The organism is Nitratireductor sp. StC3 (assembly GCF_003015025.1).
In the GTDB taxonomy this organism is placed as follows: domain Bacteria; phylum Pseudomonadota; class Alphaproteobacteria; order Rhizobiales; family Rhizobiaceae; genus Mangrovimarina; species Mangrovimarina alexandrii.
The window spans coordinates 1-21467 of record NZ_PYBP01000012.1 but is presented as its reverse complement, the minus strand read 5'-3'; the positions used below and the strand labels follow the sequence as shown (position 1 = coordinate 21467).

17 protein-coding genes and 1 pseudogene are annotated in these 21467 nt (G+C 66.5%); 9 read left to right on the top strand and 9 right to left on the bottom strand.

Annotated features, from left to right (window positions below; all coding sequences use genetic code 11):
* Positions 1-57: 57 nt before the first annotated feature.
* The gene (locus tag C7T96_RS20165; protein ID WP_106573064.1) at positions 58-681 is read right to left on the bottom strand and encodes a cupin domain-containing protein; all 624 of its coding nucleotides are present in this window, start codon (positions 679-681) and stop codon (positions 58-60) included.
* 69 nt (positions 682-750) lie between these two features.
* Here C7T96_RS20165 and C7T96_RS20160 point away from each other — a divergent pair, with 69 nt between their 5' ends.
* Positions 751-1923, top strand: a complete 1173-nt coding sequence (locus tag C7T96_RS20160; protein WP_106573063.1) for an aromatic ring-hydroxylating dioxygenase subunit alpha — start codon at positions 751-753, stop codon at positions 1921-1923.
* Positions 1924-1977: 54 nt separating this feature from the next.
* Here C7T96_RS20160 and C7T96_RS20155 read toward each other — a convergent pair whose 3' ends face one another.
* Both C7T96_RS20155 and C7T96_RS20150 read right to left on the bottom strand, forming a co-directional pair.
* A complete protein-coding gene (locus C7T96_RS20155) occupies positions 1978-3204 on the bottom strand; it encodes a Xaa-Pro peptidase family protein (RefSeq protein WP_106573062.1) in 1227 nt (408 codons plus the stop codon).
* Between the two features lie 197 nt (positions 3205-3401).
* Positions 3402-4967 carry an ABC transporter substrate-binding protein gene (locus tag C7T96_RS20150; RefSeq protein ID WP_106573061.1) on the bottom strand — a complete coding sequence of 522 codons (1566 nt, stop codon included), beginning with the start codon at positions 4965-4967 and terminating at the stop codon, positions 3402-3404.
* Positions 4968-5188: 221 nt separating this feature from the next.
* Here C7T96_RS20150 and C7T96_RS20145 point away from each other — a divergent pair, with 221 nt between their 5' ends.
* The 4 genes from C7T96_RS20145 (at position 5189) to C7T96_RS20130 (ending at position 10116) form a co-directional block, all read left to right on the top strand.
* Positions 5189-6145 carry an ABC transporter permease gene (locus tag C7T96_RS20145; protein ID WP_106573060.1) on the top strand — a complete coding sequence of 319 codons (957 nt, stop codon included), beginning with the start codon at positions 5189-5191 and terminating at the stop codon, positions 6143-6145.
* A complete protein-coding gene (locus C7T96_RS20140; RefSeq protein WP_106573059.1) occupies positions 6142-7065 on the top strand; it encodes an ABC transporter permease in 924 nt (307 codons plus the stop codon). The genes C7T96_RS20145 and C7T96_RS20140 overlap by 4 nt, the downstream gene beginning before the upstream one ends.
* Positions 7052-8692, top strand: coding sequence for an ABC transporter ATP-binding protein (locus tag C7T96_RS20135; RefSeq protein ID WP_199190525.1), 1641 nt, complete (start codon positions 7052-7054; stop codon positions 8690-8692). Before C7T96_RS20140 ends, C7T96_RS20135 begins: the two co-directional genes overlap by 14 nt.
* A 143-nt stretch (positions 8693-8835) precedes the next feature.
* On the top strand, positions 8836-10116 hold the full coding sequence (locus C7T96_RS20130; RefSeq protein WP_106573058.1) for an MFS transporter: 1281 nt from the start codon (positions 8836-8838) through the stop codon (positions 10114-10116).
* 27 nt (positions 10117-10143) lie between these two features.
* Here C7T96_RS20130 and C7T96_RS20125 read toward each other — a convergent pair whose 3' ends face one another.
* From C7T96_RS20125 to C7T96_RS20100, 6 genes are read right to left on the bottom strand one after another with little or no spacing between them, the layout of a single operon-like run.
* Positions 10144-11250, bottom strand: a complete 1107-nt coding sequence (locus C7T96_RS20125) for an alcohol dehydrogenase family protein (protein ID WP_106573057.1) — start codon at positions 11248-11250, stop codon at positions 10144-10146.
* 16 nt (positions 11251-11266) lie between these two features.
* Positions 11267-12373: a mandelate racemase/muconate lactonizing enzyme family protein gene (locus C7T96_RS20120; protein WP_106573056.1), complete on the bottom strand. Its 1107-nt coding sequence runs from the start codon at positions 12371-12373 to the stop codon at positions 11267-11269.
* Positions 12370-12750, bottom strand: a complete 381-nt coding sequence (locus C7T96_RS20115) for a carboxymuconolactone decarboxylase family protein (RefSeq protein ID WP_106573055.1) — start codon at positions 12748-12750, stop codon at positions 12370-12372. Before C7T96_RS20115 ends, C7T96_RS20120 begins: the two co-directional genes overlap by 4 nt.
* Before the next feature lie 15 nt (positions 12751-12765).
* Entirely contained in the window at positions 12766-14214 is a 1449-nt protein-coding gene (locus tag C7T96_RS20110; RefSeq protein ID WP_106573054.1) for an aldehyde dehydrogenase family protein, read from the bottom strand.
* The gene (locus C7T96_RS20105; protein ID WP_106573053.1) at positions 14207-15310 is read right to left on the bottom strand and encodes an aromatic ring-hydroxylating dioxygenase subunit alpha; all 1104 of its coding nucleotides are present in this window, start codon (positions 15308-15310) and stop codon (positions 14207-14209) included. The genes C7T96_RS20110 and C7T96_RS20105 overlap by 8 nt, the downstream gene beginning before the upstream one ends.
* The gene (locus C7T96_RS20100) at positions 15307-16203 is read right to left on the bottom strand and encodes a MurR/RpiR family transcriptional regulator (RefSeq protein WP_245414190.1); all 897 of its coding nucleotides are present in this window, start codon (positions 16201-16203) and stop codon (positions 15307-15309) included. The genes C7T96_RS20105 and C7T96_RS20100 overlap by 4 nt, the downstream gene beginning before the upstream one ends.
* Before the next feature lie 73 nt (positions 16204-16276).
* On the opposite strand from C7T96_RS20100, the gene C7T96_RS20095 reads away from it, so the two are divergent.
* From C7T96_RS20095 to C7T96_RS20080, 4 genes and pseudogenes are all read left to right on the top strand, one after another.
* Positions 16277-18754, top strand: a complete 2478-nt coding sequence (locus C7T96_RS20095; protein ID WP_106573051.1) for an FAD-dependent oxidoreductase — start codon at positions 16277-16279, stop codon at positions 18752-18754.
* Positions 18747-20045, top strand: a complete 1299-nt coding sequence (locus C7T96_RS20090; RefSeq protein ID WP_245414189.1) for an aminotransferase class III-fold pyridoxal phosphate-dependent enzyme — start codon at positions 18747-18749, stop codon at positions 20043-20045. The genes C7T96_RS20095 and C7T96_RS20090 overlap by 8 nt, the downstream gene beginning before the upstream one ends.
* 38 nt (positions 20046-20083) lie before the next feature.
* Positions 20084-21322, top strand: a complete 1239-nt coding sequence (locus C7T96_RS20085; protein ID WP_106573050.1) for an FAD-dependent oxidoreductase — start codon at positions 20084-20086, stop codon at positions 21320-21322.
* 25 nt (positions 21323-21347) lie between these two features.
* Positions 21348-21467, top strand: a pseudogene (locus C7T96_RS20080) (electron transfer flavoprotein subunit beta/FixA family protein); the annotation flags it as partial.

Here is a 21467-nt window from a genome sequence, read left to right as displayed (position 1 = left end):
TTTTGCGAGGGGAGCTCCGGGCGGCGGGGACTTGGACCGTTCTTGGGAGCGGCGGTCCTAGCGCCTGAGCGAGATCGGCGTGTTGGCCCACACCACGACCGCGGTCACCTGGCCGGGATTTCGATAGCGGTGCGGAATCTTCGAGGGGAAGGAAAAACTGTCGCCGGGGCGCAGCACAAAAACTTCGTCGCCGAGGGTGAGTTCGATCTCGCCCTCCAGCACCAGGCCCGCCTCTTCGCCCTGATGGGCGTAAAGATCGTCGCCGGTGGAGCCGCCGGGTTCGTAGCGCGATATGCCCATCGCCAGCTCGCCGTCGAGATTGGCCGACAAAAGGTGATCCTGAAAGCCCATATAGTCCGTCGACGCGACGCCCGAATAGGTCAGGCGCCGGCGGCGGCCGGCGCGCACGACATAGGGGCGCTCATTTGCCGCCACCGGTCCCTCGGTTTCGAAGAACCAGCCGATAGGCACGCCCAAAACCTCGGCGATGTCCTGCAGCGCGGTGATCGACGGCCGCGCCAGACCGCGCTCGATCTTGCTGAGAAAGCTCAGCGACTTGCCGCTTTTCTCCGCGAGCTGCTTCAGGCTGAGCCCGTGCGCCTTGCGCAGGCTCCTAAGCTCGCCGCCGAGGTGCTCGGCAGGCGTCTTTTGCCTTTTTGATGTCTGTTTTTTACTTATCATGAAAATATTGACATCATAATTTTCATATGGTGTCAATATGGTTGTTGTTTTTGAAACGAGGCGAATGTCATGCAGCATTCCGAAGTGACGGCCAGGGTCAGAACCCTGTTGGGAGAGGAGGGGCTTGCGCAGGCCTTCGCGCCGATCGAGGAGGCGTCGGGCCTGCCGAACGCGGCCTACTGGTCGGAGGAATGGCTCGCCCTGGAACAGGAGCGTGTGTTTCGCCGCTCCTGGGTGTTTGCCGGCGCGGAGGCCGAGCTGGTCGAACCCGGCGCGATGAAACCGATCGAGATCGGCGGCGCGCCGCTGGTGGTGGTGCGCGGCCGGGACGGTATCGTGCGCGCCTTCCACAATGTTTGCCGGCACCGTGGCGCCCGGCTGGTCACCGAGCCGTGTCGCAAGTCCACCCTGACCTGTCCCTACCATGCGTGGAATTACGGGCTCGACGGCAAGCTGCGCGCCCGGCCGCATTTTCTCGGACCCGACCAGGTCGATCGGTTCGACAATGGCGGAGGCGACAAGCTCGATCTGGTGGCGGTGCGTACCGAGGTGTGGAACGGCTGCATCTTCGTCAACGTGTCGGGCGACGCGCAGCCGCTCGCCGACTGGCTGGCGCCGCTGCTGCGGCGCACCGGCTCCTACGATTTCTCGGCGATCCGCTGGGCCGGGAAGCTGGAATTCGAGGTGCGGGCCAACTGGAAGCTGGTCTACGAGAACTACATGGAGGGGTATCACGTCTTTGCCGTGCATCCGCGCCTGATCAAGTTCGCGCCGATGAACATCCGCTGGTCGGGCGAGTGGCAGGACCATGTCTTCTACAACGACTACGTCTTTCCGCAGGTTGAGGAAGGGCGCGGGGACGGGCTGCCGCACTATCCCGGCCTGCCGCCGGCGGACGCGCAGCGGGGCCTGTGGTTCCTGTGTTTTCCCCACTTCGCCGCCGAGGTCTATCCCGACCAGTTCACCCTGCTGGTCTCCTATCCGGTCGCGCCCGACCTGACGCGCGAGGAGCTGCATGTGTTTCTCGTCGGGGAGGCGGCGACGGCGGAAACCTTCCGAGAACCGCGCACGGCGCTGATGAAGATGTGGGACGATCTCAACCGCGAGGATATCGGCGTGCTCGAGCTGCTGCAGCAGGGACGGCGGTCGCCCGCTTATGACGGCGGTCGGCTTTCGCCGCACTGGGAAGGGCCGACCCATCAGTTCGGCCGCCGCATCGTCGAGAAAGTCATGGCGCCATAACAACCTGGAAAGGGCTCGGCGGCAGCCCGTCGCGGCCGCCGGGCCACGCCGGGGTCAGTCCAAAAGACAGTCTTCGAGAGGGTAGGTCGACAACAGCTCGTAGCCGCCTTCGACCAGCAGAACCTGCTGTTCCAGCTTGACGCCGTCGCGCTCGCCGAGCGCGCCGACATAACTTTCCACGCACACCACCATGCCGGCCTCCAGCGTGCCGTCATAATGCGACGGCGTGCCGAACACAGGATTGACGCGCGGATACTCGTCCGCCATGCCGACGCCGTGGATCAGGCAGGTATAGGCGTTGGCGTGATACTCCTCCGGCAGCACCAGCGCCTGCTGTTGAAACTCAAAGAGCGTGAGGCCCGGGCGCAGCAGGGCGAGATTGTGGTCGATCTCGTCGACGGCGAGGCGGTAGAGCTGCTTCTGCCTCCTGGTCGGTTTGGCCGGCCCGCAATGAAAGGTGCGCGAGATGTCGGCGAAATAGCCGAACGGGCCGATCATGTCGGTGTCGAAGCCGACAAGGTCGCCGGACTCTACCTGCCGCTGGGTCGCCTCCTGCAGCCAGGGATTGATCCGCGGTCCGGACGCCAGCATGCGACCGTCGTGCCAGTCGCCGTTATTGGCGAGATTGGTGTAGTTGAGCAGGCCCCAGAGCTGCAGTTCGGTGACGCCGGGACGAAGCGCCTGCTTCATCTTGGCGATGCCCAGTTCGGCCACCCCGATCGCCCAGCGCATGCAGGCGATCTCGTCAGCCGACTTGATGACCCGTGCCGCCTCCGAGACGGTGACGCCGTCGATCACCTCGAGCCCGCGCTGCAGCAGGGCCTGGGTGATGCTCGGGTTGACATATTCCACCGCCACGCGCCGGTTGTCGGTGCCGATCTCGGCCAGATAACGCACCACGTCGTCGGCGAACAGCCGCGCCGCCTCGCTCAGCTCGTGGCCGCCGTCGAAGAAGTTGAGCGGGCGTGCCGGGCGCGTTTCGTCGACCATCGGCGGCGTGCCGTAGACGCCGTGGATCACCAACGGTCCCTCGACCGGCACGAACAGATAGGTGGTCGGCACATGCGACTGGAACAGCCCGTAGGTGCGATAGTCGACCGCGTAACGCAGGCTGATCGGGCTCACCAGCACGCAAAGTGCCGCGCCGGTCTCGCGCAGGGCGCCGCGCAGGCGCCCGAGGCGATAGGCATAGAGCCGTTCCATGTCGATGTCGGGCATGTCGCGATAGGTCCTGAGATCGCTCCACAGGTCGGCCGCGACGAGTTCGTCAGGGTAAGCCATGACACGCTATCCACTTCGTTGGATGATGAAAAAACGCGGCCGGCGTCCAAAACTGCTTTCAGACGCCGGCCGCCGAAGCGGGCCGGAAAAACCTGTCCACGACCGCTATGGCGCTCGGTCGAAACGCCCTCGCGGTCCAGCGCTCGGCATGGCGCGTGCCGACCCGAAAACCGGCACCCGGTTTTCGGGATCGAGCGCTAGTCGGCGAACCAGGCGCGCTCGGCCAGGCGCGAGCCGAACATGGTGCGGACCAAGTCGGGTTCGACGCCGGCCACCCGGTCGCTGTAGCCGTCCAGCGCGGCCGGGAAGGCAAAGATGCAGTTGCCGCCTTCGTCGTGGCTCAGCGCCTGCATTTCCTGGTACATCCCGCGCCGCTTTTCGGCGTCGAGTTCGGTCTGCGCCGCCTTCAGGAGCTGGTTGAAGCGCTCGCCGCACCAGCGCGATTCGTTCCAAGGCGCGTCGCATTGGAAGGCGAGCGAGAACATCATGCCCGGAGTCGGGCGTACCCCCCAATAGGTCATGAAATAGGGGCGCTTCATCCACACATTCGACCAGTAGCCGTCGTCGGGTTCGCGCTTTACGTTGAGGTTGATGCCGGCCGCGCGGGCCTGCTCGCGCATCAGCACGGCCGAATCGACCGCGCCCGCAAAGGCGGAATTGGCGGCGCTCAGTTCCAGGTCGAGCGAGCTCAGCCCGGCTTGCTTGAGATGCCATTTGGCCTTTTCGGGGTCGTACTGGCGCTGGGCCAGGTCTTTGTTGAAGAACGGATCGTTGCTGGCGATCGGATGGTCGTTGCCGACTTCGCCGAAGCCGGAGAAGGCGCTGGCGACCAGCGCCTCGCGGTCGATGGCGTATTTGACCGCCTGACGCACGTCGTTGTCGTCGAACGGACCTTCGCGCACGTCCATGCAGCTTGCCACGTAGGTGCTGCCGATCGTCTCGACGAGCTTGAGATTGGGCTGGCGCTGGATCAGGTTGACGATCTTCGGCTCGATCCGGTCTGCTGCGTCAACGGCGCCGGTGGTCAGCGCGTTGGCGCGCGCGGTGGCGTCATTGATGAAGGTGAACTCGATGCCGTCGAACCAGGCGCGGTCGGGCTTCCAGTAGTTCGGGTTGCGGCGCGCCGACAAGGTCACGCCGGGTTGGAAGCGCTCCAGGATATAGGGCCCGGAGCCGATGAAGGTCGTCCAGTCGTTGAAGCCCTCGGGAATGATCTGCAAATGGAAATCGGCGAGGATGACTGGAACGTCGGCATCGCCGGTCGCGTGCTCGACCACCACCACGTGGTCGCCGTCGGCGCGCACGTCGGAAATCCCCTCCAGCAGCCCCTTGGCGGCGGACTTCGAATCGTCCGTCATGTGCCTCTTGAGCGAATAGACCACGTCGGCTGCGGTGAGCTTCTTGCCGTTGGTGAACTCCACGTCCTTGCGCAGCACGAAGGTCCAGGTCTTGGCGCCGTTGCTGCCTTCCCAGCTTTCGGCCAGTTCGGGCATCGGGCTCTTGTCCGGCGCGAGCTCGACCAGATTGTTGCCGAACATCCAGCCATAGGCGTATTGCGGATCGGAGAAATAGGACATCGGATCGAGACTGTCGCTCGTGCCGCCCTGCGAATAGCCCACGCGCAGGATTCCGCCTCGCTTTGGCGTCGCGGCCGCGGCGCGACCGGCAAGGCCCGGAAGGCCAATCGACGCAATGGCCGCCGCGCCGCCGCCCAGAAGGGCGCGCCGCGACAGGTTCCACGATTTCGACGGATCACGATTCATTCGAACTCTCCCTTTCGCCCCTCGTGCGGGCCGTCGCCGCCAGGGGCGGTCGGCAGCGACGCGTTCTCCCGGCACCGCGCGCCCGGCCCCGACCGCTCCTCGTTCGCGGCCTTTTTCGGGGACTGGCGCTGGTGTGCGTTTTGTTCATTGACGAGCGTACGATTGTTTTATTAACCTGTCTATAGAAAAACGATTGTATCATTCGGACAACCGGAAGCTCGATGGGGAACATACTGACGCTGGTCTTGAAGCGCCTGGCTTTGGGTGTGTTCGTGCTGTGGATCGTCTCGCTGATCATTTTTCTCGGCGTGTCGATGCTGCCGGGCGACGTGGCCACCGAAATCCTCGGCCGCTCGGCCCTGCCGGAGACGGTGGCGGCGTTCCGGCGCGAGCTCGGGCTCGATCTGCCTTTGCACGTGCGCTATCTCGACTGGCTCTCGGGGCTTTTGAGCGGCGATCTCGGCAATTCGCTCGCCAACGGGCGCGCCATATCCGAACTGATGGGCGAGCGGCTGGGCAACACCGTCTTTCTGGCCGCGGTCGCGGCCTGCGTCGCGGTGCCGGTCTCGCTGATGCTCGGCCTGTTGACGGCGCTCTATCGCGGCAGCCTGTTCGACCGTCTCACCAATCTGGTGACGCTGACCTGGATGTCGTTTCCGGAGTTCTTCGTCGCCTATATCCTGATCATGTTTCTGTCGGTGCAGCTCGGCTGGTTCCCGAGCCTGTCGACGATGCGGCCGGGCAACGGTTTCGGCGAGGCGCTGCACCTGGCCGCGCTGCCGGCGCTGACGCTGACGCTGGTGGTCGCCGCGCACATGATGCGCATGACCCGGGCTGCGATCATCAGCGTTCTGGCAAGCCCCTATATCGAGATGGCGCGGCTGAAGGGGGCGACGCGCTACAGCCTGATCGTCCGCCACGCCCTGCCCAACGCGCTGGCGCCGATCATCAACGTCGTGGCCGTCGACCTTGCCTATCTGATCGTCGGCGTCGTCGTCGTGGAGGTGGTGTTCGTCTATCCCGGCCTCGGGCAGCTGATGGTGGATTCGGTCCAGCGCCGCGACGTGCCGGTGGTGCAGGCATGCAGCCTGATCTTCGCGGCCACCTATGTGATGCTCAACCTGATCGCCGACATTCTGTCGATCCTGACCAATCCGAGGCTTTTGTATCCGCGATGAGCGATCCTTCCAGACCCTACGAGGCCGCGTCGCCGCCGGACAGCGGCAATGCCGGTCAACCGGCCGCCGGCGGCCTGCGCGCCGCAGCCGGCGCGTTCGCCAAGAGCCTCGGCGCGGCGCCGTGGAGCGCCTGGTTCGGTTTGGCCGTGATCGCGGTCTACGTGATCGTGGCCGTGTTCGCGCCGCTGATCGCGCCCTATGGCGAAAGCGAGGTCGTCGGCGCGCAGTTCAGCCCGTGGTCGAACGCGTTCCCGCTCGGGACCGACAATCTCGGACGCGACACCTTCACGCGGCTGATCTACGGCGCGCGCAACACGGTCGGCATCGCGTTTGTGACCACCTGTCTGGCCTTCATCATCGGCGGCGGGGCCGGGCTGCTGGCGGCCACCGTCGGACGCTGGCTCGATCAGTTTCTCGCCCGCGCCGTCGACGTGCTGATGGCGATCCCGCAATTGATTTTCGCGATGCTGCTTCTGACCATCTTCGGCACCTCGGTGCCGACCCTGATCGTCATCATCGCCGTGCTCGATTCCACGCGCGTGTTCCGGCTGGCGCGGGCGGCGGGCATGAACGTCGTGGTGATGGATTTCGTCGAAGTTGCGCGGCTGCGCGGCGAGGGGCTGGGCTGGATCGTGCGCCGCGAGATCCTGCCCAACATCCTGCCGCCGCTGATCGCCGAGTTCGGCATGCGGTTCTGCTTCGTGTTCCTCTTGATCAGCTCGCTGTCCTTCCTGGGGATCGGCATCCAGCCGCCGACGGCCGACTGGGGCTCGATGGTGCGCGACAACGCCATCCTGATCACCTATGGCGACATCACGCCGCTTCTGCCGGCCGCGGCGATCGCGCTTCTGACCGTCGGCGTCAACTTCGTCGTCGACTGGTTCCTGCATGAAACGAGCGGGCTGCATGATGAATCGTGAAAACATGTCCGACCCGCGGGACGACGTGGTGCTGGAAATGCGCGGGCTGCGCATCGAGGGCCAGAACGACGCCGGCTGGGTGGAGATCGTCAAGGGGATCGACCTCACGCTGAAGCGCGGCGAGGTGCTCGGCCTGATCGGGGAATCGGGCGCCGGCAAGTCCACGATCGGCCTGGCAGCGCTCGGCTACGCGCGGCCGGGTTGTCGCATCAGCGGCGGCGTCAGCCTGTTCGACGGCGCAGATCTCAACGTGCTGAGCGAAGACGAGCTGCGCCGGTTGCGCGGCGTGCGCATCGCCTATGTGGCGCAGTCGGCGGCCGCGTCGTTCAACCCGGCCCATCGCATCATCGACCAGTTCGTCGAGGTGGCGACCCTGCACGGCGCCTGCGATGCCGCGACGGCGCGCCAGGAAGCTGTCGCGCTCTACCGCAAGCTGCGCCTGCCGGATCCCGAGACGATCGGCGACCGTTTCCCGCACCAGGTTTCGGGCGGCCAGCTCCAGCGCGCCATGGTGGCGATGGCGATGGCCTGCCGGCCCGACCTGATCGTCTTCGACGAACCGACGACGGCGCTCGACGTCACCACCCAGATCGAGGTGCTCGCCGCCATCAAGGACGTCGTGCGGGACTTTAATACCGCCGCGATCTATATCACCCACGATCTCGCGGTGGTGGCGCAGCTCGCCGACCGCATCATGGTGTTGCGCTATGGCGAGCTGGTCGAGGAGGGCGAGACGCGGCGCGTGCTCGAACGCCCGAACGCCGCCTATACGCGCGAGCTGTTGGCATCGGGCGCGGCGCGCCGGGCCGGCTCGCATGTCGGCCGGGCGATCCTCGAGATCGGCGACGTCAGCGCCGCCTATGGCGCGACCAAGGTGCTGCACGATGTCAGCCTGTCGGTGGCCGAAGGCACCACGGTGGCGATCGTCGGCGAATCGGGATCGGGCAAGTCGACGCTGGCGCGCGTGGTGACGGGCCTGTTGCCCTGCACCGGGGGAACGGTCCGCTTCGACGGCGAAGAGTTGAAGCCGACGCTGCGCGAGCGCAGCAGCGTGCTGCGCCGGCGCATACAGCTCGTCCACCAGACCCCCGACACCTCGCTGAACCCGCGCCAGCGGGTGGACGAGATTCTGGGGCGGCCGCTTACCTTCTTCCACGGCATGACCGGCGCCGCGCGCAAGGAGCGGATGGTCGAACTGCTCGACCAGATCGAGCTCGGCGAGGCCTTTCTGCAGCGCTATCCGGGCGAGTTGTCGGGCGGGCAGAAACAGCGCCTGTGCATCGCCCGCGCCCTCGCCGCCGAGCCGGACCTGATCATCTGCGACGAGGTGACCTCGGCCCTCGACCAGCTCGTCGCACGCGGCATCCTCAAGCTGTTGATGCGGCTGCAGGAGGAGTTGCGGGTGTCCTATCTGTTCATCACCCACGACATCGCCACCGTCAGGGCGATCGCAGACGAGGTCGTCGTCATGCATCAGGGGCGAGTGGTGGAGCAGGGACCGAAGGAGGAAATCTTCGTGCCGCCCCATCACGCCTATACCGAATTGCTGCTGGCCTCGGTCCCGCAAATGGACCCGGACTGGCTCGACACAATCCGCCAGACGCGCATGACGCCGGCACAGTCATAAGCGGCGGCACCTCCCCCGGTTGACAGGCAGCCCGCTCATGCGCCACGTCGGTGGGTGAGACCGTTCGGGGGCGCGGCGTTTCGACGGCGCGACCCTGAGGGCCCACACGGGCACTGCCCTGAGCCGCGAAGTGGAGGACATGGATGCTTCTCGTGTTGGGCCGCGTGTGGGCATTGCTGTTCGGCATGACCCTGATCATGACAGGCAACGGCCTGCATGCGACCCTGCTGGCGGTGCGCGGCGGAATCGAGGGGTTCTCCTCGGCCGAATTGTCGGTGGTCATGTCGGCCTATTTCGTCGGCTTCCTGTCGGGTGCGCGCATGGCGCCGCGGCTAATCCGCCGTGTCGGGCATGTGCGCGTCTTCGCCGCCTTCGCCTCGTTCATGTCGGCCACGCTGATCGCCTTCCCGCTGGTCGCGGAACCGTGGGCGTGGGTTCTGCTGCGGGTATTGTTCGGCTTCTTCATGTCGGGGGTCTACGTGACCGCCGAGAGCTGGCTCAACAACGATTCGCCGAACGACCTGCGCGGCAAGATCCTTTCCGCCTACATGCTGGCGCAGATGGCGGGCATGGTCGCGGCGCAATGGCTGCTCACAACGGCCGATACCGCCGGCGCGACGCTGTTCATCCTCGCCTCGATCCTGGTGTCGCTGTCGTTCGGGCCGATCCTTCTGGCAGCGACGGCAACGCCGGCCGCCGAAACCAGCAAGCCGATGAGCCTGCGCCAGCTCTACGAGAATTCACCGCTGGGCACGATCGGGCTTTTCCTGCTTGGCGGCGTCTTTGCCGCCCAGGCCGGCATGGGCGCCGTCTACGGCACCCAGGCGGGTCTGTCGGAAACCGGCATCGCGCTGTTCGTGGCGGCGATGTTTCTGGGCGGTCTGGTGCTGCAATTCCCGGTCGGATGGGCGTCGGACCGCATGGATCGGCGCCTACTGATCCTGCTTCTGGCGGCGCTCGGCGTGGCGGCCTGCGGGCTCGGCTTTTTCGCCGGCGCGACATTGGTACCGCTGCTGGTGGCCGCCTTTGCCATGGGCGGGGTGGCGAGCCCGCTCTATTCGCTGCTGATCGCCTACACCAACGACTATCTGGATGCCGACGACATGCCGGCCGCTTCCGGGGGGCTTGTCTTCATCTATGGGCTCGGTGCGATCTTCGGTCCCCTGGTCATCGGCGGCGCGATGGACAGGGCCGGCGCGCAGTCCTTCTGGCTCGTGCTGGCGTTGCTGTTTGCCATGGTGGCGTCCTACGCTTTGTGGCGGATGGCGCAGCGGCCGACGCCGCCGGTCGAGGAAATGGCGCCTTATGTGGGCGTGATGCCGGCCTCCACGCCGCTCGCCGTGGAGACGGCGCAGGCCTGGTCGAACGAATTGCAGGAGCGCGACGAGGCGGACGGAGCCGACGGGACGGACACGCGGGATTGAGGCCCGCACGCGCCCGGTCGCCGTCCGTCACGCCATGGTGACGACGATGTTGCCGACATGCCGCTTTTGCATGAACGCTTCCTGGGCGGCGCCAAGCTCGCGCAGCGGATAGCGTTCGGCCAGCAGCGGCCGCAGCAGGCCCTGCTCGATCAGGCTGACCAGGCGCGTGGCGGTGCCCGGGGGCACGATGGTCGCGCCGGTGAGTTGCAGGTCCTTGTAGATCAGCTGGCGCAGGTCGAACTCGACCACCGGACCGGCGATCGCGCCGGAACTGGAATAGCGTCCGCCATGGCGCAGGGCCTCGAGCAGGGGCGCGAAAAGACCGCCGCCGACCACGTCAAGGGCGACCTCGACGCCGCCGCCGGCCGCGGCGCGGATCGCCTCGGCCATATCGGGCGTCGCGCGGTCGATCACCTTATCGGCGCCCAGCTCTTCCAAGAGGCCGGCCTTGGCGCGCGAGGCGATCGCGATCACGCGGGCGCCGCGCAGCCGGCAAAGCTGGATCGCGGCCGAGCCCACCCCGCCCGAGGCGCCGGCGATCACCACGGTCTCGCCGGGTTTCAGCCCGGTCCGTGCGACCAGGTTTTCAGCCGTCGTGTAGGCGCAGGGAAAGGTCGCCAGTTCGGCATCCGACAGCGGACTGTCGATGCGCAGCGCATTGCGGGCCGGCACGGTCGTGTAGTCGGCGAAGCCGCCGTCGCATTCGGAGCCGAAATAGGCCGCGTTTGCGGTGTCGAGCCAGTCGCCCGGGCCGAGAAGCCAGGGGTCGACGATCACTCTTTCGCCGATCCGCGCGGGATCGACCCCGTCGCCGACCTCCGCGATCCGGCCGGCCACGTCGGCGCCCTGGATGCGCGGAAAGCGCAGCGCCGCGCTGCCCCAGCTGCCGGCCTCGGCCTCGGCTTCCTCGAAGCCGGCGCTGCCGCTCGTCGGCGTGATGCCGCCGCTGACGGCGCGGGAATACCAGGCTGTGCGGGTATTGATGTCGGTGTTGTTGAGCCCGCACGCCCCGACCCGGATCAGCACCTCGCCGGGCGCCGGATCCGGTACCGGCCAGTCCTCGCGATAGGCGAGCTTGTCGAGGCCGCCATGGCCGGTCAGGACGACCGCGCGCATTGAATCCGGCTGCTTCACGTCGTTCTCCTCGTCATCAGGAATAGATGGCGACCGGGTCGCCCAGTCTCTCGACATCCGCAGCGACGCCGAGGCCTGGAGCGCTCGGCGGGACGGCAAATCCATCGCTGTTGCGGGCGCCTTGTCCGGCCACCGGGTCGATGGCGAGATGATGGTGGCACAGCCAGCTCGCCAGCCGGTTCTCGGCCGGTGTCGACGAGGCCAGATGGATGGCGGCGGTGTCGGCGAGCGCCGAGCCGCCCAGGTCCTCGATATGCATCTGCCAGCCCACCGACACGCCGAAATCGCGGATCTGGCGGGCCTTGGTGAGACCGCCCACCCGGTTCGGCTTCACCTTGACGCCCTCGCAGGCGCCGAGCTTCCAGGCCTCCAGATGGTCCTCGAAGCTGTGCAGGCATTCGTCGAGCATGATCGGCTGGCGCACGCGGCGGGCGACATGGGCGCATTGCGCCAGCGTCTGGCACGGCTGCTCGACCCAGCCGCGCAGGCCCACATTGTTGAGCACCTGGATCGCGACCGCCGGGGTCCAGGCGCGGTTGACGTCATAGGTGACCGTTTCGTCATGCTCGAGCGCCGCCTCGATCGCTTCGATCCGGGCAATGTCGCGCGCGGGGTCGCTGCCGCCGACCTTGGCCGAATGGGTGCGGTAACCTTCGGCATAGGCGTCGCGGATCAACGCGATCATTTCCTCGTTGGAACCGGTCGAGATCGAGGAGTTGACGGCGACGGGATCGGCGGTCTCGCCGCCGAACAGACGCCATAACGGCATGTTGCTCGCCTTGCCGAAAATGTCCCAGCAGGCCATGTCGATCGCCGATTTGACGTAGGGATGGCCGGGCAGCGCGGTATCCATCGCCCGGTTGACGGCCTCCAGCGCGCACGGGTCGCGACCCAGCAGAGCCGGGGCCAGTGTCGCGATACCGGCGCGGATGCCCGGTCCGTGCGCCGGCAGATAGGTGTTGCCCCAGGGGCAGCCTTCGCCCCAGCCGGACAGGCCGGCATCGGTGTCGATGCGCACGAACGTGCTGTCGAGCGCCTCGAATTTCAGCCGGCCACCGGACAGCCAATAGGGTTTCGTCAGCGGAAGGTCGAACCGCCAGACGCAGATCCGGATGATTTTCACAGCAGGTCGCGCTCCTCGAGCACCTTTCTGGCGACGCGGAAACATTCGAGCGCCTGCGGCACGCCGCAATAGATGCCGACCACATGGATCGCGGCGCGGATCTCGTCGGTGGACACGCCGTTGTTGAGCGCGCCGCGACAATGCGTCTCCCATTCGTGCATCTTGCCGAGCGCGCCGATCATGGCGAGGTTCATCAGCGAACGCGTCTTGGCGTCGAGCGTCTCGTCGCCCCAGCCGAAACCCCAGCACCAGGCGGTCATCGCCTCCTGAAAGGGGCGGGTGAAGGCGTCGGCCGCGGCGAGGTTCTTCTCCACATAGTCGGCCCCGAGCGTGGCCTTGCGCTTGGCGAGGCCCTTGTCGAACAGATCTTGCTTCACACGAAACTCCTGGAATTAAACCGCGATCGCGATGTTTTTGGTCTGCACATAGTTCCACAGGGCCTCGCGGCCCTTTTCCCTGCCGTAGCCGGATTTGCCGTAACCTCCGAACGGCGTCTCGACGCCGCCGGCGAACCATTCGTTGACGAAGACCTGGCCGGCGCGAAGCCGGGCGGCGGTCTTCATCGCACGGCCGACATCGGCCGTGAACACGCCGCCGACCAGGCCGTATTCGGTGGCGTTCGCCAGACGTATCGCCTCGTCGTCGTCGCGGAACCTCAACACCGACAGGACCGGGCCGAACACCTCCTCGCGGGCGATCGTCATCTCCGGCGCGATGCCGTCGAACACGGTTGGCTCGAGAAAATGGCCGGGCCGGTTGAGCCGCCTGCCGCCAACGACGGCGCGCGCGCCCTGGCGCTCGGCCTCCCGGCACATCGCTTCGGCCCGGTCGCGCTGCGCGGCGGAAATCATCGCGCCCATATTGGCGCCGAAATCGGCCCGATCGATGCCGGGACCGGTCGAGATCGAGCGTGCCAGGTCGGCGATCCGGTCAACCACTTCGTCGTGGACGTCGTCGTGAACGATCAGCCTGGACATGGCCGAGCAGACCTGGCCGGCATTGAAAAAGATGCCCCAGCGCACCGAGGCGAGCAGCCGGCTGAGATCGGCGTCGGGCCAGGCGATCGCTGCCGACTTGCCGCCGAGCTCGAGCACGCAGGGCACGACATTGCCGGCCGCCGCCGCCGCAATGCTGATGCCGGTCGGCACCGAGCCGGTGAACACGATCTGGTTGACGTCGCGGTGGCCGACCAGGGCCGCACCGGCCTCGCGGCCGAGCCCGCACAGAATGTTGACGGCGCCGGGCGGCAGGCCGGCATGCTCGGCCGCCAGGGCGATGAAGGCGCTCGACAGCGGATCGAGCTCGGGCGTCTTGAGGACGCAGGCATTGCCGGTGGCCAGCGCCGGGGCCAGCGAACGCGCGGCCATTTCCAGCGGGTAGTTCCAGGGGATCACCTGCGCCGACACGCCGTAGGGTTCATAGGTGGTGAAGTCGTAATAGGCCTCGCCAAGCGGGATCGAGCGGCCCTCGAGCGTTTCGGCCTGGTTGCCGTAATACTCGAAATAACGCGCCGCGCCCTCCACCTCCAGACGCGCCTCCCAAAGCGGCTTGCCGGCTTCGCGGCACAGCACCTCGGCGACGGTGTCGATCTCGGTCAGCAGATAGTCGCCCATGGCGCGGACCATGCGCCCGCGCAGGACCGGGCGCATCGCGGTCAGGACGCCGGAACGGTGGCAGGCCTTGGCGGCCGCGACCGCGCGCTCGACATCGCCGGCGTCGGCGCAGGCCTGCTCGGCGAGCGTGTCGCCCGTCGCCGGGTCGTCGACCGCGATCCTGCCGGCGCCGCCATCGACCCAGGCGCCGGCGATATAGTTTTGCCAGTACGCTCTCATGTCAGCCATCCACCCCTTCGCGTATCCATTGCTGCAGGACGCGCACCGAATGTTCGGAATTGACGCCGCATTTGGGGTCGATGACCAGCGGGCCGGGCTGGTAGCCGCGGCTCTTCAGACCGCGCTGAACGGATTCCACGATGTGGATGTCTTCCTCGACCGTGGTCGCCCGGTCCTGGAGCGCCAATTTGCGGATCACCTCCGAATCGACGCCGTCGATCGTGTACCAGCCGCGCCAGACCACCACTTCCTCGACGCTCTTGACGGTCCAGTGATAGGTGTTGAGCACGTTGCCCGGATAGACCTGGAAGGAGAAGGTGGGCCACAGGAACCAGGACGAATATTCGCCGGCGCGCGGATTGGCGGCCAGGTCGATCGGGTAGCTCATCTGCTCCAGGTTCTGGCACTCGGTGGTGTGCCGCAGACAATGGCCCTGGGGCTGGATGTCGTAGGTGTCCGGCTTGATCACGCCGGTGGCGAAGGTCTTGTGGTTGATCGGGCAGTGATAGCACTCGGAATAGTTCTCGACCGAGACCTTCCAGTTGCAGTTTTCCGGAATCTCGACCCATTCCAGCGGTTTCAGCCGCTCGATGTCGGGCACATAGTCGCGCAATTGCTCGCGCACGCCCGGAAACCACTCATCCATCGGCCTGGCGTCGGGGTCGAGATTGACGAAAATGAAGCCGCAGAAGAGCTCGGTGCGGACCGCGGGCAGGCAGATCGCGCTGCGGTCGAAGCCGGGCACGGCGCGGATGTTGGGGCCGCTGCGCAGCTTCCCGGTCAGTTCATAGGTCCAGGCGTGGTAGGGGCAGACCAGAAGCTTGGTGTTGCCGGTGCCGCGCAGCAATTCATGCGCACGGTGCTGGCACACATTGTAGAAGCTGCGCAGCTCGCCGTCGCGGTCGCGGATGCAAAACAGGTTCTGGCCGGCGATTTCGAAGGTGAAGTAGTCGCCGGGCTTGTCCACGAGCGAGACGTGTCCGGCGAATTGCCATGTCCGCGCCAGCAGTCCCGCCTGTTCCTTGGCGAAAACCTCCGGATCGGTGTAGTAGCGGGCGTCCAGGGATCGCAGGGGCGCGATCGGCGGCACGGCGGGTGCGTTCATCGTGGTTCCTCACTCCAGTAGATGCCAAGCTCATGACGTCGCCGGTGAAATCGCTCGATATTGCTGACGGCCTCGGGGCCGGCCTCGGCGACGACAAAAGCCATGATCGTTTCGAGAAGCGCCGTCAGGGCGACGGTCGAGGTGAAGAATTGCGGGGTGTCCATCGGCACCACGAAGCGATGCCTGGCCTTGGCCAGGATCGGCGAGGCCGGGCTGTCGGAAATGCCGATGACCTTCATGCCGTGCGCCACCGCGACGTCGACGGCCTCCACCACCTCGCGGCGATAGGGCTTGAAGGTCATGGCCATCAGCACGTCGTTTTTGTCGGCCCTGACCAGCCCGTCGACCGGCAGCGAGCCGTCGCGCGGGATGGCCACGACGCTGCCGACGGCCATGCCGGCGAGATAGGCGAAGTTGCCCGCGATCACGTTGGCGATGCCGACGCCGAGCACATAGGTGGTGCGCGCCTTGATGACGGCGTCGGCGGCCGCCTTGACGCTCTTGGCGTCGGTGTCTGAAAACAGGCTTTCGATGTTCTCGATCGAGGCCGCCGCCATGTCGGCGTAAAGGCTCGCCAGCTTGCCGCCCTTGGACAGCGACTGCAGCCATCGGGCGCGGTCGGGAAAGTCCTCGCGGCCGCGAATGACCTGCTCGCGGAACGGTTTGCGGAAATCCTCGTAGCCCTCGAAGCCCAGCGTCCGCGCCATCCTGACAAGCGTGTTGGGTTTGACGTCGGCATCTTGGGCCATTTTCCGGATCGAGCTGACGCTGACCAGGTTGGAGTTTTCCAAAATGTGGGTGGCCGCCTTCTGCAGTTCCGGCGTGAAGGACGACAGCCGGTTGGCGAGCTCGGTAAGGACCTCGGCGGGTGATTTCGGTAATGGTACATTCATTTGTTTCATCGTTGACAACCGTACATTTGTTCGATAGCCATGTCCATAGGCTGTTTTCATCGGAGAGACGATCATGAGTGTAACCCACGCCCGGGTGGTAATCATCGGCGGAGGCGTCATGGGGTGCGGGCTGGCCTATCACCTCGCGCATGAGGGCTGGACCGATATCGTCTTGTTGGAAAAGTCGGAGCTGACATCCGGCTCGACCTGGCACGCGGCCGGCCAGATCACGCATTCCACGTCCAGCTTCTCGCTCGGCAAGTGCGTCGGCTACAATATCGACCTCTACTCCCAGGTGCTGGAAAAAGAGACCGGGCAGTCGGTCACCTGGCACGGCTGCGGCTCGTTCCGGCTCGCCTATACCGAGGACGAGTTCGACTGGCTGCGTCAGACCATGAGCGTCGGCCGGGCGCTCGGTTTCGAAATGGAACTGGTCGGGCCCGAGCGGGTGCGCGAGCTGCATCCATTCTACAATCTCGAGGGGGTGCGCGCGGCGCTCTATACGCCCGACGACGGTCATGTCGATCCCGCCGGCGCCACCTTCGCGCTCGCCAAGGGCGCGCGTCAGCTCGGTGCGACGATCACCCGTCACTGTCGGGTGGTCGACGTGAAGCCCGAGCCCAACGGCGAATGGCGGGTCTATACCGAGCAGGGCGAGATCGTGTGCGAGCACGTCGTCAATGCCGGCGGCACCTATGCGCGCCAGGTCGGCAAATGGGTCGGGCTCGACGTGCCGACCACCTCGATGACCCACCATTATCTGATCACCGACACGGTTCCCGAATTCATGGATCTGGAACGGGAGCTACCGGTGGTGCGCGACGACCGGCTGGTCTCCGGTTATATCCGCATGGAGCAGAAGTCGGGCCTGATCGGCATCTACGAAAAGGCGAATCCGAACACGGTCTGGGTCGACGAATGCCCGTGGGAGGCCGAGCACGAGCTGTTCGAGCCCGACTACGACCGCATCATGCCGTGGCTGGAAAACGCCATGGGGCGGATGCCGGTGCTCGCCGAACTGGGCATCAAACAGGCCATTCACGGTGCCATCTCGCACCCGCCGGACGGCAATCCGCTGATCGGGCCGGCGCCGGGACTGCGCAATTTCTGGCTGAATTGCGGCTGCCAGATCGGCATCGGCTGGGGGCCGGGCCTGACCCGCGAGCTGGCGCGCTGGATGGTGCACGGCGCCGCCGACATCAACATGCGCGACTACGACCCGCGCCGCTACGGCAAGTTCGCCGACCAGGATTATCAGGTCACCAAGGCGAAGGAGGACTATCTGCTTCGCCACGAGATTCCGTTCCCGCATCTCAACCGCACCGCCGGACGCCCGGTCAAGCCGAGCGCGCTCTACGACCGGCTGAAGGACAAGGGCGCCGTGTTCGAGGAGGTCTATGGCTGGGAGCGGCCGCGCTGGTTCGCACGCGGCGGGCTCGAGCAGCGCGACTATTATTCGTTCCGCCGTCCGGCCTGGCACGATCTGGTCGGCGAGGAGGTCCGCGCCGTGCGCGAGCGCGCCGGTTTGGTCGATATTTCCGCCTTCACCAAGGTCGAGGTGTCGGGACCGGATGCGGCCGGCTTTCTCGACCGGCTGGTGCCGAACCGGCTGCCGTCCAAGCCGGGGCGCATCGCGCTGACGCATCTGCTCAACGACACCGGCCGCATCGAGCTTGAAACGACGATCGTGCGGTTTGCCGAGGATCGGTTCTATTTCACCTGCGCGGCCTTCTTCGAACAGCGGCTGCTCGACCATCTGGCGTTCAGCCGCCGGCCGGACGAGGCGGTGACGATCACCAATCTTTCCGAAGAGTGGGGCGCGGTGGCGCTGAACGGGCCGCGTGCGCGCGACATTTTGTGTGCCTGCACGGACGCAGCGCTCGACAATGCCGCGTTTGCGTGGCTGACGGCGCAGCCGATCGCGGTGGCGGGGCAAAAAGTGTGGGCGTTCCGCATGTCCTATGCCGGCGAACTCGGCTGGGAGCTGCACGGTCCGCGCGACAGCCTGCCCGTGATCTACGACGCGCTGCACGAGGCCGGCGCCGCGTTCGGCCTGGCCGATTACGGCTCGTTCGCGATGAACGTCATGCGGCTGGAAAAGATGTTCAAGGGCGCCGGCGAACTCACCAACGAGGTGACCCTGCCCGAGGCCGATGTGATGCGCTTCGTGAAGATGGACAAACCCGATTTTCGCGGCAAGCGCGCCACCGAGGCCGCGTTGGCGGAGCCGCCGCGATGGCTGTGCGCCTATCTCGAGATCGAGGCCGACGGGATCTGCGACGGCAATGGCGGCGAGGCCGTGGTGCTCGACGGGCGGGTGGTCGGCTCGGTGACGTCGATCGCCTATGGCGGGTCGGTGGGCGCGATCCTCGCCTTCGCCTATATCGCGCCGCAGGCGGCCGTCCCGGGCACCGAGCTCGACGTCATCATCATGGGCGAGGCGCGCAAGGCACGGGTTCGCGACGAACCGGCCTACGACCCGCAAAACCGCCTGCCGCGTACCGACGCGGAGCCCCTTGACCTGAACGGAAAGGCGATCGCCAATGCTTGACAAGACGAGTGGGACGGCGGGCTCGATGCAGGACGCGTGGCTGAACAGGGCGAAGGCGGTGTTGCCGGCCGGCGGCTTCGGGAACTTCGATCCGTCGATCGTCGTCCGCGAGGGGCATGGCGCGCGTGTCTGGGACGAGAACGGCAAGGAATATGTCGACTATCTGATCAGCTCGGGCCCGATGATCCTCGGACATGACCATCCCGAGGTGATCGAGGCGGTCCGCGAACAGCTCGGCAAGGGCATGACGTTCTTCGCCAGCAATGCGCGCGGCATCGAACTGGCCGAAGTGATCTGCCAGGCCGTGCCCTGCGCCGAACAGCTGCGTTACCTGTCGACCGGCGGCGAGGCGGACATGTATGCCCTGCGCCTGGCGCGTGCGCATACCGGGCGCGACAAGATCCTGAAATTCGAGGGCGGCTATCACGGCATGTCGGCCGAGGCGATGATCAGCATCTTTCCCGACCGGCTCGAGAATTTCCCCAACGGCATCGCCGATTCGGCCGGCCTTCCCGCCGGAGTGCGCGAGTCCGTGCTCGTCGCGCCGTTCAACGACGAGGCGTTCGTGCGGCAGATTCTGGCCGAGCACGGCGACGAGATCGCCGCCGTCATCGTCGAGCCGCTGCAGCGCCTGGTGCCGCCCGAGCCCGGCTTCCTCGAGGCGCTGCGCGAGGAAACGTCGAAGCGCGGCATCGTGCTGATCTTCGACGAGATCGTGACCGGCTTCCGGCTCGCCTATGGCGGCGCGCAGGAGCGCTACGGCGTCGTTCCCGATCTGTGCACGCTCGGCAAGATCGTCGGCGGCGGATTTCCGCTCGCCGTGGTTGCCGGCAAGGCCGAGATCATGGCGCATTTCGACAAGGCGGCGGTCGGGCGCGCGGGCTTCACGCCGCAGATCGGCACGCTGAGCGGCAATCCGGTCGCCGCCGTCGCCGGCCTAAAGACCCTGGAGATTCTGCGTCGCGCGGGCAGCTACGAACAGATTTCCCGGCGCGGCGAGGCCGTGATGGCGATGCTGCGCCGGGCGTTGGATCCGCTCGGCGTCGCCTACCAGATCGTCGGCGACCCGGTGCTGTTCGACGTCGTCTTCAGCGCCCGCCCGGTGCGCGACTATCGTGGCGTGGCCGGGGGCGACCAGGCGTTGAGCGCCCGCTTCAACGCGCTCTTGCGCGAGCGCGGCATCCTCAAGCCGGCCAGCAAGATCTATGCGTCGTTGGCGCTGACGGAGGCGGATATGGCCTGGACCGAGGACGCCATCGCCCACGCGGCGGCCCATCTGCTGGACAGCTGACACCCTGAAACGGCGACCCGACCCGCCAGAGGTGCGAATTGCGCGACGATATTGTCATTGTCGGAGGCGGGCAGGCGGCGCTGTCCTGTGCGGCGCGCCTGCGCGAGGGCGGGCACCAGGGCGCCGTGGTGATGATCGGCGCGGAGCCTTGGCTGCCCTATCAGCGTCCGCCGCTGTCGAAGGCCTATCTGCTCGGCAAGACCGAGGCCGGGCGGCTCGGGCTGCGGGCGCCTGAGTTTTTCGACACGCAGCGTATCGCCGTGCGCACGGGCACCCGGGTTCATCGCATCGACCGCGCCGGGCGCGCCGTTGAACTCGCCGACGGCGAGCGGCTCGAGTATGGCCGGCTGGTTCTGGCTACCGGCTCGCGGGCGCGAACCCTGCCCGAAACCGTTTCCGGCGGGCTGGACGGGGTCTTTACCTTGCGCGGCATTGACGATGCCGAACGCCTGCGCGCGGCGCTCGCCGATGCCGGGCGGGTGCTGGTGGTCGGCGGCGGTTATATCGGCCTGGAAGTGGCGGCGATCGCCGCGCAGACCGGACGTGCGGTCACCGTCGTCGAGCAGACCGACCGGCTTTTGCGGCGTGTCGCCTGCGCGCAGACCGCCTCGGCCGTCGGCGCGCTGCATGGCGCGCACGGCGTCGATGTCAGGACGGGCGCGAGCCTGGCGCGGCTGATGGGCGACGGGTCGCGCGTGCGCGCGGCCGTGCTCGACGACGGCAGCACGGTTGCGGCCGATCTGGTGCTGGTCGGCATTGGCGGGATCGCCAATGACGATCTGGCGGCCGCGGCGGGGCTTGCGGTCGATGGCGGCATCTTGGTCGACGCGTCCTGCCGGACCAGCGACCCGGCCATCTTCGCGGCGGGCGATTGCGCGGTCTTTCCGTTCGCCGGGCGGCGGGTGCGGCTGGAATCGGTTCAGAACGCGGTCGACCAGGGAATCGCGGTCGCCGATGCCCTGCTCGGCCGCGATGTCGCCTACGCGCCCGTACCCTGGTTCTGGAGCGATCAGTACGACGCCAAGCTGCAGTCGGTCGGCCTGGCGCTGGACTACGACCGGGTGATCCCGGTTGCGGCGGCGCGCGCCGGCGGGTGGGCCTTCTGGTATTTTCGCGCCGGCACGGCGGTCGCCGTCGACACGATCAACGACGCCAGGACTCACATGGCCGCCAGGCGCCTTTTCGCCTCGGGGGCGGCGCTGTCGCCCGACCATCTTCTTTCATCTCAGTTCGATCTGATGCAATACGTGCGCGCGGATGCGCGGGCCGCCTCGTGATCTCGACCCATTTGGAGCAAAACGCATGAAAGTCCTCGTCCCGGTCAAGCGTGTGATCGACGCGAATGTTAAGCCGCGTGTTAAGGCCGACGGCTCGGGCGTCGAGCTTTCGAACGTGAAGATGTCGATGAACCCTTTTGACGAG

What these genes read in the sequence shown, in the direction of transcription:
- C7T96_RS20165 (WP_106573064.1), bottom strand. Translation starts at nt 681, where the DNA reads ATGATAAGTAAAAAACAGACATCAAAAAGGCAAAAGACGCCTGCCGAG.
- C7T96_RS20160 (WP_106573063.1), top strand. Translation starts at nt 751, where the DNA reads ATGCAGCATTCCGAAGTGACGGCCAGGGTCAGAACCCTGTTGGGAGAG.
- C7T96_RS20155 (WP_106573062.1), bottom strand. Translation starts at nt 3,204, where the DNA reads ATGGCTTACCCTGACGAACTCGTCGCGGCCGACCTGTGGAGCGATCTC.
- C7T96_RS20150 (WP_106573061.1), bottom strand. Translation starts at nt 4,967, where the DNA reads ATGAATCGTGATCCGTCGAAATCGTGGAACCTGTCGCGGCGCGCCCTT.
- C7T96_RS20145 (WP_106573060.1), top strand. Translation starts at nt 5,189, where the DNA reads ATGGGGAACATACTGACGCTGGTCTTGAAGCGCCTGGCTTTGGGTGTG.
- C7T96_RS20140 (WP_106573059.1), top strand. Translation starts at nt 6,142, where the DNA reads ATGAGCGATCCTTCCAGACCCTACGAGGCCGCGTCGCCGCCGGACAGC.
- C7T96_RS20135 (WP_199190525.1), top strand. Translation starts at nt 7,052, where the DNA reads ATGATGAATCGTGAAAACATGTCCGACCCGCGGGACGACGTGGTGCTG.
- C7T96_RS20130 (WP_106573058.1), top strand. Translation starts at nt 8,836, where the DNA reads ATGCTTCTCGTGTTGGGCCGCGTGTGGGCATTGCTGTTCGGCATGACC.
- C7T96_RS20110 (WP_106573054.1), bottom strand. Translation starts at nt 14,214, where the DNA reads ATGGCTGACATGAGAGCGTACTGGCAAAACTATATCGCCGGCGCCTGG.
- C7T96_RS20105 (WP_106573053.1), bottom strand. Translation starts at nt 15,310, where the DNA reads ATGAACGCACCCGCCGTGCCGCCGATCGCGCCCCTGCGATCCCTGGAC.
- C7T96_RS20100 (WP_245414190.1), bottom strand. Translation starts at nt 16,203, where the DNA reads ATGAATGTACCATTACCGAAATCACCCGCCGAGGTCCTTACCGAGCTC.
- C7T96_RS20095 (WP_106573051.1), top strand. Translation starts at nt 16,277, where the DNA reads ATGAGTGTAACCCACGCCCGGGTGGTAATCATCGGCGGAGGCGTCATG.
- C7T96_RS20090 (WP_245414189.1), top strand. Translation starts at nt 18,747, where the DNA reads ATGCTTGACAAGACGAGTGGGACGGCGGGCTCGATGCAGGACGCGTGG.